Source organism: Bifidobacterium sp. LH_512, assembly GCF_056356435.1.
Genome location: NZ_JBKEUE010000001.1, coordinates 1,244,183 through 1,261,464 on the forward strand (window position 1 = coordinate 1,244,183; position 17,282 = coordinate 1,261,464).

The 17,282-nt window shown below is 56.8% G+C and carries 13 protein-coding genes and 1 other RNA gene; 4 read left to right on the plus strand and 10 right to left on the minus strand.

What is annotated here, in order from left to right; genetic code table 11:
* The 5 genes from AC1AWD_RS05350 to AC1AWD_RS05370 form a co-directional block, all read right to left on the minus strand.
* A complete protein-coding gene (locus tag AC1AWD_RS05350; protein WP_476564619.1) occupies positions 1-1,026 on the minus strand; it encodes an ABC transporter permease in 1,026 nt (341 codons plus the stop codon).
* A gap of 232 nt (positions 1,027-1,258) precedes the next feature.
* Positions 1,259-2,890 (minus strand): ABC transporter substrate-binding protein, encoded by a 1,632-nt coding sequence (locus tag AC1AWD_RS05355; RefSeq protein ID WP_476564311.1) that lies wholly within the window; start codon positions 2,888-2,890, stop codon positions 1,259-1,261.
* 371 nt (positions 2,891-3,261) lie between these two features.
* A complete protein-coding gene (locus AC1AWD_RS05360; protein WP_476564313.1) occupies positions 3,262-4,515 on the minus strand; it encodes an N-acetylglucosamine-6-phosphate deacetylase in 1,254 nt (417 codons plus the stop codon).
* 34 nt (positions 4,516-4,549) lie between these two features.
* On the minus strand, positions 4,550-5,362 hold the full coding sequence (gene nagB / locus AC1AWD_RS05365) for a glucosamine-6-phosphate deaminase (RefSeq protein ID WP_476564315.1): 813 nt from the start codon (positions 5,360-5,362) through the stop codon (positions 4,550-4,552).
* Positions 5,363-5,449: 87 nt separating this feature from the next.
* Positions 5,450-6,211 carry a copper homeostasis protein CutC gene (locus AC1AWD_RS05370; RefSeq protein WP_476564317.1) on the minus strand — a complete coding sequence of 254 codons (762 nt, stop codon included), beginning with the start codon at positions 6,209-6,211 and terminating at the stop codon, positions 5,450-5,452.
* A 225-nt stretch (positions 6,212-6,436) separates the two neighbouring features.
* Here AC1AWD_RS05370 and AC1AWD_RS05375 point away from each other — a divergent pair, with 225 nt between their 5' ends.
* From AC1AWD_RS05375 to dtd, 4 genes are all read left to right on the plus strand, one after another.
* Positions 6,437-7,639, plus strand: coding sequence for an ROK family transcriptional regulator (locus AC1AWD_RS05375; RefSeq protein ID WP_476564319.1), 1,203 nt, complete (start codon positions 6,437-6,439; stop codon positions 7,637-7,639).
* A 109-nt stretch (positions 7,640-7,748) separates the two neighbouring features.
* The gene (locus AC1AWD_RS05380) at positions 7,749-8,648 is read left to right on the plus strand and encodes a carbohydrate kinase family protein (protein WP_476564321.1); all 900 of its coding nucleotides are present in this window, start codon (positions 7,749-7,751) and stop codon (positions 8,646-8,648) included.
* 278 nt (positions 8,649-8,926) lie between these two features.
* Positions 8,927-9,324: a transfer-messenger RNA gene (ssrA, locus tag AC1AWD_RS05385) on the plus strand.
* 450 nt (positions 9,325-9,774) lie between these two features.
* Positions 9,775-10,254: a D-aminoacyl-tRNA deacylase gene (gene dtd, locus AC1AWD_RS05390; protein ID WP_476564323.1), complete on the plus strand. Its 480-nt coding sequence runs from the start codon at positions 9,775-9,777 to the stop codon at positions 10,252-10,254.
* Positions 10,255-10,356: 102 nt separating this feature from the next.
* On the opposite strand, the gene AC1AWD_RS05395 is transcribed toward dtd, so the two are convergent.
* The 5 genes from AC1AWD_RS05395 to murD form a co-directional block, all read right to left on the minus strand.
* Positions 10,357-11,229, minus strand: a complete 873-nt coding sequence (locus AC1AWD_RS05395) for a cell division protein FtsQ/DivIB (RefSeq protein ID WP_476564325.1) — start codon at positions 11,227-11,229, stop codon at positions 10,357-10,359.
* Between the two features lie 410 nt (positions 11,230-11,639).
* Positions 11,640-13,208, minus strand: coding sequence for a UDP-N-acetylmuramate--L-alanine ligase (gene murC, locus AC1AWD_RS05400; RefSeq protein WP_476564327.1), 1,569 nt, complete (start codon positions 13,206-13,208; stop codon positions 11,640-11,642).
* A gap of 87 nt (positions 13,209-13,295) precedes the next feature.
* Entirely contained in the window at positions 13,296-14,480 is a 1,185-nt protein-coding gene (murG, locus tag AC1AWD_RS05405; protein ID WP_476564329.1) for an undecaprenyldiphospho-muramoylpentapeptide beta-N-acetylglucosaminyltransferase, read from the minus strand.
* Positions 14,481-14,588: 108 nt separating this feature from the next.
* A complete protein-coding gene (locus tag AC1AWD_RS05410; RefSeq protein ID WP_476564331.1) occupies positions 14,589-15,908 on the minus strand; it encodes a peptidoglycan glycosyltransferase FtsW in 1,320 nt (439 codons plus the stop codon).
* Entirely contained in the window at positions 15,841-17,274 is a 1,434-nt protein-coding gene (murD, locus tag AC1AWD_RS05415) for a UDP-N-acetylmuramoyl-L-alanine--D-glutamate ligase (RefSeq protein ID WP_476564333.1), read from the minus strand. Before murD ends, AC1AWD_RS05410 begins: the two co-directional genes overlap by 68 nt.
* Between the last annotated feature and the right edge of the window lie 8 nt (positions 17,275-17,282).

Consider the following 17,282-nt stretch of genomic DNA (forward strand, 5'->3'; position numbering starts at 1 on the left):
TCAGTACCTCACTCTCGGATCGATCAGGGCGCTGATCACATCAACGATGAAGTTGACGACGGCCACGATGATGGCGATCAGAATCACAATGCCCTGCACGGCGGCGAAATCACGCGCCTTCAGATAGTTGGACAGCATGAAGCCCAGGCCTTTCCACTCGAAGGTAGTCTCGGTGAGCACGGCACCTGCAAGCATCAAAGCGATCTGCATGCCCATGACGGTGATAATCGGGATCAAGGCCGGCTTCCATGCATGCTTGGACAGCAGGCGTTTTTCGGAAACGCCGCGGGAGCGGGCAGCCTCGACGTAACCCGAGTTATAAGTGGAGATCACATTGGTGCGGACCAGACGGATGAACACGCCTGCTGTCAACAGTCCCAACGCAAGAGCCGGCAATACGGCATGCTGCAGCACGTCGATAAGCACATTCATATCGCCCAGCTGCAATGCGTCGATGATATAGAAGCCTGTGGGAGAAATCAGGCGCTCGAACTGCATCTGACTGGACAGCGAGGCGCGGCCGGAGCTCGGCAGTACACCCATCCACACGGAGAAAATCAGCTTCAGCACCAAGCCTAGGAAGAACACCGGCGTAGCATAGCACAAAATGGCGAAAGTACGGATGCCTGCATCCGCGCCATGGTCACGGCGCTTGGCTGCGACACGGCCCAAGCCGATGCCGACAATCAGAGCGACGATCAGAGACAGGAAAGCCAGTTCGAATGTAGCGGCGCCATAGTGGGTAAGGATGGAGATAACAGGCTGATTGTCGGTCAGGGTAGTGCCCAAATCACCGTGCAGCAAATTAGACAGATATTCGATATACTGCACGATTAGAGGTCGGTCATAGCCCGCTTCATGAATACGTCGTTGCAATTCGTCAGGGGTCAGGCGGCCACCCATGGCGGCGGAAATCGGATCGCCGGTGGCGCGCATGACGAAGAACACGATGGTGACAAGGATGAACACTGTCGGGATAATCAACAGGAACCGGGTCAAAACGAATTTGAAGAATCCGCTGGAGATTCTGTTTTTCTTGGCTTGCGGCCGATCCGTCGCCTTTTTTTGCGCGGCGTCCCGATCGACTGCTTCAGCCTTGGTGTTGTTCTGGGACACTCAAAGCTCCTTGGCTTGATGCATGTGAGTACGAAAAAACAAAAGATAACGACGGTCTGCCGATGGCGAATGCCGGGAATTCCGAATCGTTCGGAAGGCCCGGCATTCACTCATCATCGGCTGGTTGTCAGCTGGAAGTCGTTCAGGACTTCGTCACGGACGAGTAACGGAAGCGGAAGGATGCATCGAGCACCACACCGTCAATGTTCTTGCCTGTGACGGCGGTCTGGGCGCCCTGCAGCAGCGGGATGACGGACAGGTCTTCGGTTTCGAGCTGCTGAATCTGCTTGAGCATCTCCATGCGCTTGTCATTGTCCTGTTCTCCGGCCTGGGCCACGATCAGATCGTTGATTTCGGAGTTGGAATAGCCGTTCATAACGAAGTTGCCATCACGGAAGAACGGGGACAGATAATTGTCCGGGTCGGAATAGTCCGGGAACCAGCCGAGCTGGTAGGCCGGATACGCGCCGTCGGAGTCTTCGGTCACGAGACGCTGTTCGTTGTACTGCGTCCATTCGGTCTGCTGCAGATCGATTTCGAACAGGCCGCCTTCTTCAAGCTGGTTCTTGATGGCCGCGTATTCGTCAGCGGAGCTGGAGCCATAATGGTCGCCGTTATACTGCAGGCTAAGCTTCACCGGGGTTTCGACACCGGCGTCCTCCAGAACCTTCTTGGCCTTCTCCAGGCTCGGCGCGCCGTCCTCACCGTATGCTTCCTTCAGCGTGTCTTCATGGCTTTCCAGACCATCCGGGATGAAGGAGTACATCGGCGTGTATGTGTCCTTGTAGACTTTGGTGGCCAACTCTTCTCGGTCGATCAGGTTCGCGACGGCCTGACGCACGGCCTTGGCCTTGTTGGAGTCGGCATCCGGCTGGGATTCGCCGTACGGCATGATCTTCATGTTGAACGCGATGAAGCGTTCCTCACCGCCCGGACCGGAAACGATGTTGACGTTGTCGTCCTTGGACAGATCTTCGATGTCGGTCGGGCTCAGGGAGCGGTAGGCGACATCGATCTGGCTCTGCTGGACAGCCATCTTCAGGTTGGAGGCGTCAGCATAGTACTGCACCTGAACGGCGTCGTTCTTGGCCGGGGTCAGGCCTTCATAAGCATCATTCTTGGCATATGCCGCGGATTCGTTGAGAGTGAAGGAGGTCAGCGTGTATGGGCCTGCGAACGCATTGCCTTCGATGATGGTGTCAGCATCGGTCAGTTCGGTCGCGCTGAACACGTCTTCGTCGACGATCGGCCCGGCCGGGCTGGACAGCACCTGCTTCAGGGTCACGTCGAACGGGACGGCCGCATTGAACACGACGGTGGTATCATCCGGGGCTTCGACAGAGTCAATATTCGCAAGCAGGGAAACGGGACCGTTCTCGTTATTGATGGTCTTGATACGGTCGAAGGAGAATTTGACGTCGGAGGAGGTCAGGTCATTGCCATTGGCGAATTTCAGGCCTTCCTTCAGCTTGACGGTGAATTGGGTACCGTCTTCGTTCCAAGTGCCGTCATCGGCTGCGATGTCCGGAGACAACTCCGAGGTGTTGTAGTCCTGGGCGTACAGGAACGGGAACACCTGAATCTGAACGGCATAGGAACCGTTGTCGTAGGAGCCGGCAGGATCGAGGCTGGTGATCTTATCGGTGGTGCCGATGGTAATGACGTTCGAATCGGTGGTGGCCGTAGTGGTGCCGCCATCCTTCACGCCGCAGGCGGCCAAGGAGGCCACGGCCGCGACGGATGCGATCGCCGCAAAAATCTTCTTATGATTCACGATGGAATCCTCTCTCTATCTGGCATCGATTCCTCGTACGCATGCGAACAGAAAAACGTTGGGCAAGCAATCGCAATATGCTTCCGAAAACCTGCGAACCCAATCACAGGCTATGAAATGTTTCGCCTACCGAGGATGGAATCGCGAAGGGCAGATGCTTTTGGCTCCCGCAACCTTGGCTGTGTAATAACGTATTGCTCTAGTATGCGTAACCGACTCGTAACTTTCATATCTTGAGACAGAAAAGAAAAAGATTCTACATAATGAAACGGTTGGGCGTCCAACCGCATATGCAGCTGAGCGCCCAACCGTTATATAGGGAATCGACCAGATACCGCTATCCCATCATTTTTTATTTCAGCCTGCGGATTTCAGCGCAGCTTCCTACCTGCGCACCACACGGAATTCACCTTCCATGTCGCCGGATCGGTCAGCAGCACGTCCGCGGCGAAACCGGGGGCGAGCAGGCCGATCGGAGCTCCGGTAACCGGATTCGGTTTGTCGAATCCAAACACCTTCGCTCCTGTCAACGTTGCCGCTTCCACGGCTTCGGCTTCGCCGATGCCGAGTTCCAGCACGGCACGTTGCACTGCAACTTCAAGCAGCAAAGTCGAACCAGCGATGGCACCGTTCGAAACCAGTCGCGCATGCCCGTCGACCACATTGACATCCAAAGCGCCCAGCTTATACGGGCCATCCGGGCAATCGGTGGCCGCCATGGCGTCAGTGACGAACGCGGTGCGATGGGGGGCGAAGGCGAAACCGAGATTGACCATCGGATTGGCGACATGGAAGCCGTCGTTGATCAGTTCAATGGTGACGCGCGGGTCTTCAACCGCTGCCGGAATCGGTCCCGGTTCGCGGTGATGCAATCCGTTCATCGCATTAAACATGTGGGTGATGAGCCCCGCGCCGGCATCAAAGCCACGCTTGGCCATGTCATAATCCGCATCGCAGTGGCCGACCGCCGGCACCACGCCGGCAGCGGTGAACTGTTTGATGGCGCTGATGCCGTGTGGCAGTTCCGGCGCAATCGTGATCTGGCGCAGGCACCCATCGGCGGCCTCAAGCAATTCATCGACCAATTCCGGAACAGGATCCTTCAGACACTCGGGATCATGGGCACCCTTGCGCTTAATGGAAAGGAACGGGCCTTCAAGATGCGCGCCAAGCACGTCCGGACGCTCACCCATCTTCGCACGCACATTGCGCAGGTTGTCGCACATCACATCAATCGGATTGGTAATCAACGAAAGCACCTGACGCGTGGTGCCATGCACCGCATGGCCGGCGCGGGCGATGTCGATGCCGTCAGGGCCATCATCGAAGGACTTCTCCCATGAGCCATGGGCGTGAATATCGATATAGCCTGGCGTCATGATCTGACCGGCGGCGTCAATGATAGCGGAAGATTCGGCGGGGTCGATGCCGATTGAACGACATGCCGATTCAAATCCCTCTTCATTCGTGCCGACAGCGGTGATTATACCATCGTCGGAGACAATCCAGAAATGATCTTGAACGCCGCGGGCGTCCACCTTGCGAGCGCCGCGAATGGCGAGCTTTCCAGCTTCGCCTTCCAACGCCGACGTCACGTGTGCAACGATTTGCTCACGGGATTCCATATATGCTCCTTTATTGACGATTCCTCAAGAACGATCAGATGCCCTGCCATGCCGGCTTGTGCTCGAATGCGTACTTGTAGTAGTCCTTGTGGCGCAGGCGCGAAGCCGCGGCTTCGTCAACGATGACGGTTGCATGTGGATGCAGCTGCAATGCCGAGGCCGGGCAGAACGCGGAAACGCCGCCTTCAACTGTTTCCGCAATCGCTTCGGCCTTTCCGGCACCGAAAGCCAGCAGCACCAGATGGCGAGCGCGCAGAATCGTACCGATGCCTTGCGTGATGCAATGGGTCGGGACTTGGTTGATGTCGTCATCGAAGAAACGGGCGTTATCCACTCGGGTCTGCTCCGCCAAGGTCTTGATTCGGGTGCCGGACGACAGTGAGGACCCCGGCTCGTTGAAGCCGACATGACCGTCCGTGCCGATACCGAGAATCTGCACGTCGATGCCACCGGCGGCCGCAATGGCGGCGTCATAGTTCGCACCGGCATTGCGGATCAACTCGCCGTCTTCCAGAGGAGCGCCGTTCAGCACGTCGCCCGGAACATGAACCTTTTCCGGGTCGAGTCCGAGAGGCTCAACCACCGTACGGTGAATCGTGCTGTGATAGGACTCGGGATGGGTCAGCGGCAAACCGATGTATTCGTCCAATGCGAAGCCCTGCACACCGGAAACATCAATCGATTCGTCCTTGACTATCTTGGCGAGTGCCCGATAGGCGGCCAGCGGGCTGGAACCGGTGGCCAGGCCCAGCACCGCGTTCGGCTTCGTCTTGATCAAATCAGCGACACAGCGGGCGTACAGCTCGCCGGCTTCGGCCTCATTCTTCACAATAATGACTTCAGGCATGATATCGGCCTTTCCTTAATTAGACGATTCGACTGCTTTGTCAAATCGTTAAGCACCTTGCCTAATCAACAATACGCTGTGGCATTGTCATTCACAACGAACCGGCGTTCCCTGCCATCGGTGAACGATTTCAATGGTTCGACGCACGGTATCTCTGTCGGTGCGTTCGACCCCGGCATCTCCCCCTCCGCCCGGCCCGCCGTTACCGGCGACAACATGCTTCGCGGACAAATGAACGGCATCGACCCCGCATCGCAGTATTTGCCTGACGTTATTGGGATTGACGCCTCCACCGGCCTGTATTTCAATGCGACCGGCCGCGTGCCTCACAAGCTCCGCAAGTCTTTCGGTCCCTCTTGCCACATCGGGTGCGCCTCCCGAGGTCAGCACACGCGTATATCCAAGCTCAATCAATGCATCCAAGGCGGCGATGCGATCAGGTACCATATCGAATGCACGATGGAAGGTGATCTGCACGTCGCGCCCCAATCGAGCGGTCTCATCGCGCGCCGCTTCAGCCAAAGCGGACGCAAATGGAACGTCGACGCACCTATCGGTATCCAAGCCTCCAACGACAACACCCTCGGCTCCCGATTCAATCGCATATCGAACATCCTGTAATTGCAATTGTTTTTCGGCGTCATCAAAAACGAAGGATCCCGCTCGCGGGCGGATCAACACCTGCACGCCATGCGGCAATCCCACTGCGGCGCATGCTTCAATCATTGCGCGGCTGGGCGTCAATCCTCCCGTCGACCCCAATGCCGCGCATAATTCAATGCGACCAGCCCCTTCTTCGTATGCGATATTCGCGCCTTCGGGGTCTTGGACGGCGATTTCAACGATCATGACATCTCCTTTGATGCACTTTTAGTATTACAAGGTATCATCGGTAGTGGAGACGTTTACAGCGTTTTTGTCACCGCCGTCAGCGGCGGCTGATGGCGTACGATTACCGGAGCATCGATAATCACGGCGTGTCGGATTGCCACAACATTATTAACAGCGTTAATATATAAATTCAGTTCATACATTAAACGGAAAACGCAAGTAGGACAGCAAAGGAGGTGTCATATGCCCAACGCCAACACACAGCAGGCCACAATGTCCGAAACCAATCGGTTCCGCATACTGCAACACCTCTATCGCAACGGCATCAGCTCCCGTGCACAAATCGCAAAAGCGTTGGGCCTTACCCCCGCCGCAATCACCAAAATCACCGCAAAGCTGCTTGACGCAGGCGTTATCGAAGAAACAGGCGATCTTGAAGGCAGCAAAAACCGACGCTCCATCGGATTGACCCTCGACAACGACGCGTACCACTTCATAGGCGTTAAATTCGCACGCAGCCTCGTGCAAATCGGCGTCTTCAACATCCGCGGCAGCCATATCAGCCTCACCAACCTGCCCACCGTGCACGACAACAGCATCAACGAAACCGTACAGCTGATTCGCGATACCATCAACAGGCTTATCCGACACGACCGGCGAATCGTCGCCGTCGGCATGGCCGTGCCCGGGCCGTATCTACGCGATGAGGGACGCACCGCAATCGTCTCTTCAATGCAAAGCTGGAAGCACGTCAATTTCATTAACGAATTTGTCAACCAATTCAACATCCCCGTCTTCATCGAACAAGACGCACGAGCCGGCGCGCTGGCACAATACCTGTTCAACCCCGACGTAGCAGGCGACGATCTCGCTTACTATCTGCTCGGCGAAGGCATCGGACTGGGCATCATCAACCACGGTGAACCGTTCTACGGCACGCAAGGCACAGCAAGTGAACTCGGCCACATCAGCATCGATGTCAACGGCATACCATGCGAATGCGGCAATGTCGGATGCCTCGAGCGATACTGCTCCGCAGTCGCCATCCACAACCAACTGCGCGACGCTCCCAGCATCGTCGCCGACTGCGACGCAATGACACATACGCAAGCCTGTCAAGCACTGTTCCAGCAGGCAAGCAATGGAAACGAAGACGCATTGCGCATCATGAAGACGATGGCACGATACATCGGCTACGGATGCATTACCATCATTAATATGTTCAACCCTTCCCACATCGTTATGGGAGATATTCTTTCGCAAGCCGGGCAGATGCTGCTCGATGAAGTCAATGATGTGGTACAACGCCGCGCCATACCACAACTGGCACGAACGACCACAATATCCCTGTCCACCCTCCCCACGGACGCCACCACTTCCGGCGCCGCGGCCGTGGCCATAACGAATTTCCTGGAACACCCTTCGATGTTCTTCGCATTCACCTAGGGCCCGACCAGTCCAAACCCGATCGGACCTGGCCCGACTGGACTCACCCCGATCACACACAACCAAAACGTTTCCCGCCAGAGACACAGCAACAGAGAAAGGAAATCCCATGACCAAGCCAATCGTCATCTCCCTCGGAGAACTGCTATGGGACATGCTTCCCACCGGCAAGCGCGCAGGTGGCGCCCCCGTTAACTTCGCATATCATGCGGCACAGAACGGCGCTGACGGCTATGCGATCAGCGCCATCGGCAACGACGAACTCGGCGACGAGCTGACCGCAGCAGCCAAATCCGCAGGCATCAACGCCATGCTGCAGCGCAACGAATGGCCAACCGGCATCGTGGATGTCGCCCTGAACAACGGCATTCCGGAATACACCATCGTCAAGAACGTGGCATGGGACCACATCCATCTGACCGACGAACTGACCGACCTGATCGGCACGGCCGACGCCGTGTGCTTCGGCACGCTGGGCCTGCGCTCCGAAGAATCGCATGACACAATCGTCGAGCTGCTACGCCATGCGAAGCCGGGCGCACTCAAATTCTTCGACATCAATCTGCGCGGCGACCAGTATTCCAAGGAACTGATCGAGGAGCTGCTCGGATTTGCCACCGTGTTCAAAATCAACGATGACGAACTGCTGCTGATGCGCGACATGCTCAGCATTCCGGCCGGATCCGACGACGACGCATGCCAGTGGTTTATCGACAACTACGATCTGGACTACATCATCCTGACCGGCGGCTCGACCTTCTCCACCATCGTGTCCAAGAACGGCGAGCACTCCACCATCAAGACGCCGCACGTTGAGGTCGTCGATACCGTCGGCGCCGGCGATTCCTTCTCCGGCACGTTCACTGGCCGCCTTCTGAACGGTGATTCCATGGCGGAGGCACACCGCGCCGCCGTTAACACCGCGGCCTTCGTCTGCACCCAATCCGGAGCTTGGCCGACCTACCCGGAAAGCGGAGTCACCGATTACGTGGCCGAAGCCGCATACTGACGAATCCCGCATGTTGCCGTCGCCCTGCTTTCACCGGCGCAACGCGATCAAGAAATCGAACAATCATATAATTAAATATATGCATATATGACCGATTGGCTTTGATCATAGTCCGGCTGTCTTTCGCTTGAAGCATGAAGACAGCCGGATTTGTCAAAACAACGTCAGAACGGGTATAGTATGGTGTCTGATTCCCGCAAGTCGGTGGCGCCAAAGGACGCTTTGGCAGTTTTTTGACGGCGCTGATTATTCAAGGAATCGAATGTGATAATTCAAAAGGGGCTGATCGGTTTCGACGGTGACCTGTTCGTCGCAGGGAAGCGTGCCGAGAACGCAGGGTCCGCTCGTGGATGTCCCCTGCAAAAGAATAAGTGCTAAATCTAACCGCACTGAGTTCGCTCTCGCTGCCTGAGCTTCGCGCCAGATTTAATCCAGCGAGCAGCCGCTCCGTTCACCCTTCCTCGTCTTTGGGAAGGTGCTGAGCGTCGTTAAGAAGACTTGCCCGAACCATTGAGCTGCAGGGTGGTTCGGGGACTCTAACTGCGGATATGCCCGCCATCGGTTGTCTGCGATATAGATGGGGGCAGAAAAACCGCCGCACGGCCAGCAGACTACGCACGTAGAAGACTGAGGGTACGGTTACCGGACCGGGGTTCGATTCCCCGCAGCTCCACAAATTTCAGGCGTCGCTCCTTTCGTTGGAACGACGTCTTTTCATTTCCATGCCATATCCTCACCATCTTGACCTTCTGGCTAGCTTCGAAAGAGGCCATCCGGACATTCGAAACCACGAAACGCGTTATCCGACAAGGGCCAAGAAGCTATTCCGGACACATGTTTTGGCCCATAACCCGCAAGTGTGACCGAAATGCAACGTCGGAACGCTCACTTTTGCCGGTGGGGGGGTTCCGCACCCCCCCCCGCATTCATCTCCAAGGAATCCTGATTCAATAAATCATCAACGGCTTCCAATTAGCATCATCACGCATGCCTGGCGGCGTGCGATACCTGCACCGCATCGCCAGGCATCATTTTTCACGATTCTCCGCAATGCCACAGGCCATAAACGTCATATCAGTACAAATATGATGGTTTTGCCGGCGACGTATGGCCTACAATCAGCTTCATGAGAATCGTATTGCAACGCGTGTCACGTGCCAGTGTCGACGTCGTAGATGAGGCGACCGGCGAAATCGATCCAACGTTTACTCCGCAGGCCATCAATCACGGATATCTTCTGCTGGTTGGCGTGGCCGACGACGACGGACAGGTGCAAATCGACCGGCTAGCCCGTAAAGTCACCAATCTACGTGTTTTCGAAGACGAAAACGGCAAAATGAATCGTTCCATCATGGATGTCAGCGGCGAAATCCTCTCCGTTTCACAATTCACACTGTATGCGGATGTACGCAAAGGCAATCGGCCAAGTTTCGTCAAAGCCGGCGCGCCCGATCATGCGCAAACCGTTTGGAAACGTTTCAATGAAGCGCTGCGCGACAATGGCCTGGCCGTAAAAGAGGGCTCGTTCGGCGCTCACATGCGCGTCGAACTGCTCAATGACGGTCCGGTGACCATCATGTTCGACACTGATGAGCTGATGCACTGAACACAGTGCAATCCGCCAACAATCGGCAATGCAAAAAGCCGGTAGCGGCAGGCGAATATTGATAGAACCTGCACGCTACCGGCACTGATATTGCTTATTTGCTTATTTGATAATCGGTCTTAGCGGCGCAGACACATCAATCTGATGTTTGTCGCCAATCACATTGGGATCGTTGATGATTTTGTCGACCACGGCTTTTTTCAGCTCCAGATCGGAAGAATCGCCCCAAATAATCGTGTAATTGCCGCCATCCAACACTGTTGTCACCGAATCCTGCGTAGCTGCGGTCACCGCGTTAATACGCGACCTCAGCGTTTCCGGCAAGGAGCTCACCACAGTGATGGCCGCTTTGATGGAGCGGTTTTTCACCGCGGATTCCACATTGCTGACCTCAATTACAGGAATGCCATCCGCCGATGCGTTGCTGACGGAATTCAGGATTCGTCCTTGGCTGTCCACTGCGGTCAACACGCCGTCGGATGTTTTCAGCATCGCGGACGGCTTCTGCGCGGTGACGGAAACAGACAGACCTTGCGGGAATCGTTTATCCGCCGACGCTTCAGTCACGCCTGGAATCTCTTTGATCTTATTTTCGACGTCGCCCGTGGAAACCAGTAGCAGGGATTTTCCAGCCTGCTCGTCAGCAATGGCCAGCACCTGTTCTTCGCTCACCCACTCATTCGCGCCTTTGACGGTGATTTTCGACGCGTCCAAGCGTAAAGCCGATGAAAAGAACAGCACCCATATCAGCAGGCCGGTAACAGCGGCTATGCCAATCATCACCAGCACACGCAAGGCGATCACGCGAATATGCGCACGGCGACGCTCTTTGAGACGCGCGCTGAAATCGATGTTTTTCGGACGCGTCGCAACACCCAATATGCCTGAAGTTTCGTTCAGGGTTTTCGCGACCAGATCTTCGCTGTGCAAAGCGCGTGCATCGACGAATTTGCCGGCTTCGGAGCGCTGCGACAAAGCCGAATCAGACGACTGTGAAGACAAGATCGAAGCCGATGACGCAGATCTTGCCGAAGCCCTTGCCAACGACTTCGCAGAGGACGCGGCGTCATGAGCCCGCGGACCTTTGCTGCTTACCGCTCGCGTTTGGCGGGGTTTTCCGACTTTTCCATTCGAAATCTTGCGAGGCGCGCGCTTGTTCGATGGATCGGCAGGTTTGGTTTTGCCGAACATCGCGAACGTCCTCGGTTTGGCGGCTGAATTCGCCGTATGTCCGAAGGACTTTTGCGCAGCGGAATGCCGTATGTCGGCATTCCGCTCAACGGTATTGCGTGCGGTCGAATTATGTGCGGCAGCACTGTGCCCGATGGCGCTGCGCACCGTCTTGTGCGGATTGCCTTCCGACGAACTGGAGATACGACGGGCCATTAGGCATCGATCCCGGCATCGTCGCGATCGCGCAACATGTCAAGAATCACAGGATCCATACGCGTGACGTCACCTGCGCCCACCGTGAAAATAACGTCTCCGGCATGCGCGCGCGACACAATGGCGTGTGCGGCTTCATCCATGTTGTCGACGGCTTCGAACATTCTGGCCGTTGCGTTTTCGGGCGCACACGACACGATGGTCGATGCGTTCACGTCGGGATAGTCTTCCTGCCTTTCGCGTGCCGGGAAAATACCGGTGACGATCACGTCGTCGGCTTTGCCCAGTGCTGCAGCAAATTCGTTGGCGAAGAATTTCGTGCGCGAGAACAGATGGGGCTGGAACAAAACGTGAATGCGTTGCGTCGGATAGCGACGGCGTGCAGCGTCCAGAAGGGCGGCGATTTCCGTCGGATGATGCGCATAGTCGTCGACGACGGTCACTTGATGTTCGCAGCCGCGAATGTCGAAGCGTCGGGCGGCCCCGCGGAAGGTTGCGGCGGCATCAGCGGCCTCACGTGCAAGCACGCCCAGCAGGACTGCCGCAATGATTGCCGCGGTGGCATTGCGGGCATTGTGAATGCCGGGAATCGCGAGCGACACGTTGAGCAGGCTCGTATTGCCAGCGTCGCCACGTGATGCGAGGGATTCGGGAAGTTCCAGTGTGAAGCGTTCCTGCCCGTTGTCGTTCGTGGATTCGGAAAGAATGCGCACGAAGGATGCGCCATTAAGATCGCCCAATGATTGTGCCGGCTGCGTCGAGTACGCGATGACCTTGCGCGCGGTGGCCGCGTCGAGCGCGCGCAATACCGCGAGCGCGCCTTCGTCGTCGACACACATGATGATGGCGCGGCGCGCGTTGCCTACATGTTCTGCAAAGGCGGCGCGATAGTGTGCGGCGTCGCCGTAGTGGTCGAGATGATCGGCTTCCGCGTTGGTGACGATGGCGATTTCAGGATGATATTTCATGAAGCTGCCGTCGGATTCGTCGGCTTCGGCGACCAGCACGTCGCCGGCGCCGGCGTGGCCGCCGTCAAGAACGGTGCCGTCTTTGCCCTGAATGGAGCCGCCGATGGCGTAGCTGGGGTCTGCCAGCGTGCCGGTGCCGGCGTGGACGAGTATATGGGCGAGCATGGAGCTGGTGGTGGTTTTGCCGTGAGCTCCCGCCACGGTGACAGCACGCTTGGCGTTCATCAGCAGAGACAGGATATCGCTGCGATGCACAATGCGGCAGCCTAAAGCGTGGGCGGCTTGGATTTCCGGATTGTCGGCTTTGATCGCGCTGGAATAGACGACGGTGTTGACGCCTTCGATATTGCTTTCGCGCTGGCCGAAGCGTACGTCGATGCCAAGAGCCTGCAGTCGATCGGTTTTTGCGCCGGATTCCCGGTCGGAGCCTTGTACGGTCACGCCTTGTTCGTGCAGCATTTCGGCGAGCACGCTCATGCCTGCTCCTCCGATGCCGATGAAATGGGTTACGCCCAGGTCGGATGTGGTTTCGTCGGAACGGAATGCCGCTGTGGGCGGATCCAACACTACTTGATCGGCTGCTTGCTTGTTATCACACACGATTCGTCCCCTTACCGCTGTTATGCCTTTTTATTATGGCCGTACCTCAGGCCAATGAACGGCCGCCGCCATGCGCTTGCGAATATGTCAGCATGCCATGTCGAGCACGTATTTCGCCATGGTCTGTGCAGCGTCACGAATGCCGTACCGCCAGGCGTTGCGTCCGTATGTTGCCAAACGTTCCTTATCGGCGAGCAGGCTTGGCAGGTGTTCTTTCACCCATTCGGCGGTGAATTGCGCATCCGGGACCATGAGTCCGCCTTGCGCGTCGACTACGGGCTGCGCGTTGAACCGCTGTTCACCGTTGCCGATGGGCAATGGCACGTAGACCGCCGGCAGGCCGAGTGCGCTTAATTCGCATACCGTTCCGGCGCCTGCGCGGCATACGACCAGGTCGGCGCACGCGAATGCGAGGTCAATGCGTTCCAAATATTCAGCGACATGATAGTCTCCGCCGCTTGCGGCAGGAGCGTTGGTGCGGGAAAGGTCCAAATCACCTAATGCGTTTTCGCCGGCTATCGACACGACTGTAGCACGAACTTCATCTCCTTTGCCTTTGCCGGTCAGGTGAATGATTTGCGCGTGTTCGACCAGTTCCTTCGCGTTGGCCGCCACTGCTCGGTTAAGGCTTAACGCGCCAAGGGAGCCGCCTGTGACGACCACGGTGGGACGGTTGGGATCAATGCCCAGTCGTTCCGCGGCTTTGATGCGCACTTGTACGCGATTGGATTCCATGGACTGGCATAATTGGGAGATGGCCGGGCGAAGAGGTAATCCCACGCGTTCAAGCTTCGCGCCTTCGCGCACGTTCAGACCGGTACCGTCGAATGCGGTGCCGACCATGCCGGCCCAACGGGCTCCCAGTTTGTTGGCCATGCCGGCTCGCGCGTTCTGTTCATGAATAACGATGGGGACACCCATACGATGTGCCGCCGCGTATACCGGGGCCGAAGCGTATCCGCCGAATCCGACGACGACCTGAGCCTTGCTGCGTCCGAGGATGCCGCGTACCGTACGCGTCGCTTTCGCCCATTTTGCCGGGAATTTCAGCATGTATGCATTGGGGCGGCGAGGGAATGGAACTTTTTCGATGGTTTCCAGCGGATACCCGGCCTGTGGTACCAGGTCATGTTCTAATCCGGCTTCGGTGCCGATAACCGTGATTTCGGCATCCGGTTCGATGGAGCGGATGGCGTCGGCGACGGCCAGCAACGGATTGACATGGCCGGCGGTGCCGCCGCCGGCAAGAACGATACGCGTATGATTACTCATGGTTCACGAGCTTAGTCCACGAAAACCGCCATACATGCGTAAATCCGTTTCAGGATGACATAATAGCCACATTTATCGCGTTCTGGTTCAAATTATCACAGCGGATAATCACAGAATGCGACGCGAGTCTTTGACCTGATCCTGTTCGCGCATCATACTGATCACCACACCAGCAGCACCCAGGCACATGATCAGAGAAGAGCCGCCGGCGGAAACGAACGGCATCGGCACGCCCATCGCAGGCAGCAAACCAACGACAACGGCGATATTGACCAGCCCCTGGCCGACCAGCCATACCGTGATGCAGACCAGAACCATTGCGACATAATGGTTTTTCGTCTGCATTGCGATGGCGATCATGCTCCATCCGATGACGACGAACAGGAGAATCACCAAGGACGCTCCGATGAAGCCGGTCTCCTCCCCTATGATCGCAAAGATGAAATCGTTATGCGCCGCGGGCAGATAGCCCCATTTTTCGCTTGAATTGCCGATTCCAACGCCGAACAGACCTCCGGAGGCCATTGCGTACTTCGCATGAATCGTCTGATAGCACACGCCTTGTGCCTGTTCCGCAGAGCAGGTGCCATACGTGGCCAGCACACGGCTCAGGCGGCTTGGATTGATGGCTACAAGACCGACCACGCCGATAAGACCGATCGCACAGGCCGTTCCTATCCATTTCAAGGGAAAGCCGCCAAGAGTGAACGCCGCAAGGCCGATGAAGCCGATGATGATGCACGTGCCCATATCCTTGCCGATCAGGATGAGGATGACGCATGCCACAAAACCCCCGATCGGCAATGCGTATTGCTTCAAAGCCTCCAACTGCTCTTTTTGCTTTACGGCTTGTCTGGTCGCTTTGCTGACCTTCAGCGGCAGCCATATGCACAATGCCAATTTCATGACTTCCGCAGGCTGTACCGTAAAGGAGGTTCCGATTCCAATCCAGCTTCGGTTTCCGTCGACCTCAACGCCTAACGGAGTGAACGTCAACGATTGGAGGAACATTGAGAACAGCAATATTGCGTTGCTCATTCTGCGGTAGACCTTCACGGGCACCTTCGACGTCACGAAGCCGGCGCCTAATCCAATGACACAGAACAGCCCCTGTTTGAAAGCCTGTGCCCAGGGTGATTTGCCGGCTGACACCAACGATACGGTGGAGCTGGAAAAAACCATGATCACGCCGAAAGCCGTGAGGATGAGCACGCCTACACGGAACGCGTTGTAGCACCACAAAGGGTTGAATATGCTCCGCAGCCCGGTATAGCGATCCGCGGATTCAGCTTTCTTGCGGCGTTTCTGGCGTACAGGCTCCGTTTCCCCCGACGAGCGGGATCTCACGGTACGGGGCGTTCTAATTTTGGCCATGCTCACGCACCCAACGTTCGGCTTCCGCCGCGAACACGTCCCCGCGTTCCGCATAGGACTTGAACTGGTCCATCGATGCGCAGGCGGGAGCCATAAGCACCACATCACCCGGCTTGGCGTATCGGCCGGCCACGTCAACGGCCCTGGCCATCACAGAACCGTTATCGGCAGGGTCGATCACCGTCAGAGGAATATTCGGAGCGGAAGCCGCGAAAGCCTCCAACATCGGCTCCTGGTCTTTGCCGATGATGACGGCAGCCTTGATAATATGCGCCTGATCAGCAATCAATTGCTCGAAACGACTGCCTTTGGCCAATCCCCCGGCAATCCACACCACGCTATTATCGGCGAAACTATCCAAAGACGCCTTCGCCGCATGCGCATTCGTCGCCTTCGAATCATCAACAAAACGAATCGTGCCGCCATCAGGCGATTCCCATGTCGCAACCGTCTGAATGCGATGGCCACCCGGACGGAACTGTTGCAAGGCATGCACCGCCGTCATTCGATCGGCGCCAACACCCAACGCCAACACCAATGCCGCCATCGCATCCGCCAACAAATGCGGGTAGACGCTGCCATCAGGCTCGGTCAGATAGGTGAAATCCTTCACTGGCGCCACACGCTGCGCAACGCCAGGCTCACCACCGGCGACACCGCTCATATCGACAATCCACCCATCGTCGACACCGATCAATCCCCTGACCGGAGCTCCCAGCGTAAACCCGACCCGACGGCATCCCGGAGCGGCTGACGCCGCCTCAGCCAAACGTATGACGCGCTCATCATCCGCATTATATGCGAGTACGCGTTTTACGCCGCGAAACACCTTCGCTTTGTCAGCGGCATAATGATCAATGCCGCCATGCCAATCAAGATGATCGTCGGCGATGTTCGTGATCACCGCGCAATCCAATTCCAACGACTCGGTGAAATGCATTTGGAAAGAGCTCAGTTCGACGCACAGCACATCATGATCGGATTCCACTGCGGCATGAGAGACGGCCTTGCCGATATTGCCGACGGCCGGCGCGTCAAAACCGCAGGCTTCAAGCATATTCGATGTCATTTCTGTCGTGGAGGTCTTGCCGTTCGTGCCGGTTATGCCAATCCACTGCGCGGGTTTTCCGGTTGTGGCGTTATTCGCGCGCAACCACCACGCCAATTCCACTTCGCTGATGACGGGAATGCCGCGGCGCTGCGCTTCGACAATGAACGGCGTTCGAGGATTGAACACCGGAGAAGTGCAGACCACATCGATATCATCGAAATCGATGTTCGCGAAATCATGGATGTCTGCTTCCGGCTTCATCTCATCCGCCGTGATCACGCGGGCGGCGCGGCCGGCAAGCACCTGCGCCATGCTGCGGCCGGAAATACCCATGCCAGCCACCAGAACCGTTTTGCCGTTCACATCCATGTCATTCC

Coding starts and splice junctions, on each gene's coding strand:
- AC1AWD_RS05380 (WP_476564321.1), top strand. CDS start 7,749: ATGACCAAGCCAATCGTCATCTCCCTCGGAGAACTGCTATGGGACATG.
- AC1AWD_RS05375 (WP_476564319.1), top strand. CDS start 6,437: ATGCCCAACGCCAACACACAGCAGGCCACAATGTCCGAAACCAATCGG.
- AC1AWD_RS05370 (WP_476564317.1), bottom strand. CDS start 6,211: ATGATCGTTGAAATCGCCGTCCAAGACCCCGAAGGCGCGAATATCGCA.
- murD (WP_476564333.1), bottom strand. CDS start 17,274: ATGGATGTGAACGGCAAAACGGTTCTGGTGGCTGGCATGGGTATTTCC.
- dtd (WP_476564323.1), top strand. CDS start 9,775: ATGAGAATCGTATTGCAACGCGTGTCACGTGCCAGTGTCGACGTCGTA.
- murG (WP_476564329.1), bottom strand. CDS start 14,480: ATGAGTAATCATACGCGTATCGTTCTTGCCGGCGGCGGCACCGCCGGC.
- AC1AWD_RS05410 (WP_476564331.1), bottom strand. CDS start 15,908: ATGCGGAACGCGGGGACGTGTTCGCGGCGGAAGCCGAACGTTGGGTGC.
- AC1AWD_RS05360 (WP_476564313.1), bottom strand. CDS start 4,515: ATGGAATCCCGTGAGCAAATCGTTGCACACGTGACGTCGGCGTTGGAA.
- nagB (WP_476564315.1), bottom strand. CDS start 5,362: ATGCCTGAAGTCATTATTGTGAAGAATGAGGCCGAAGCCGGCGAGCTG.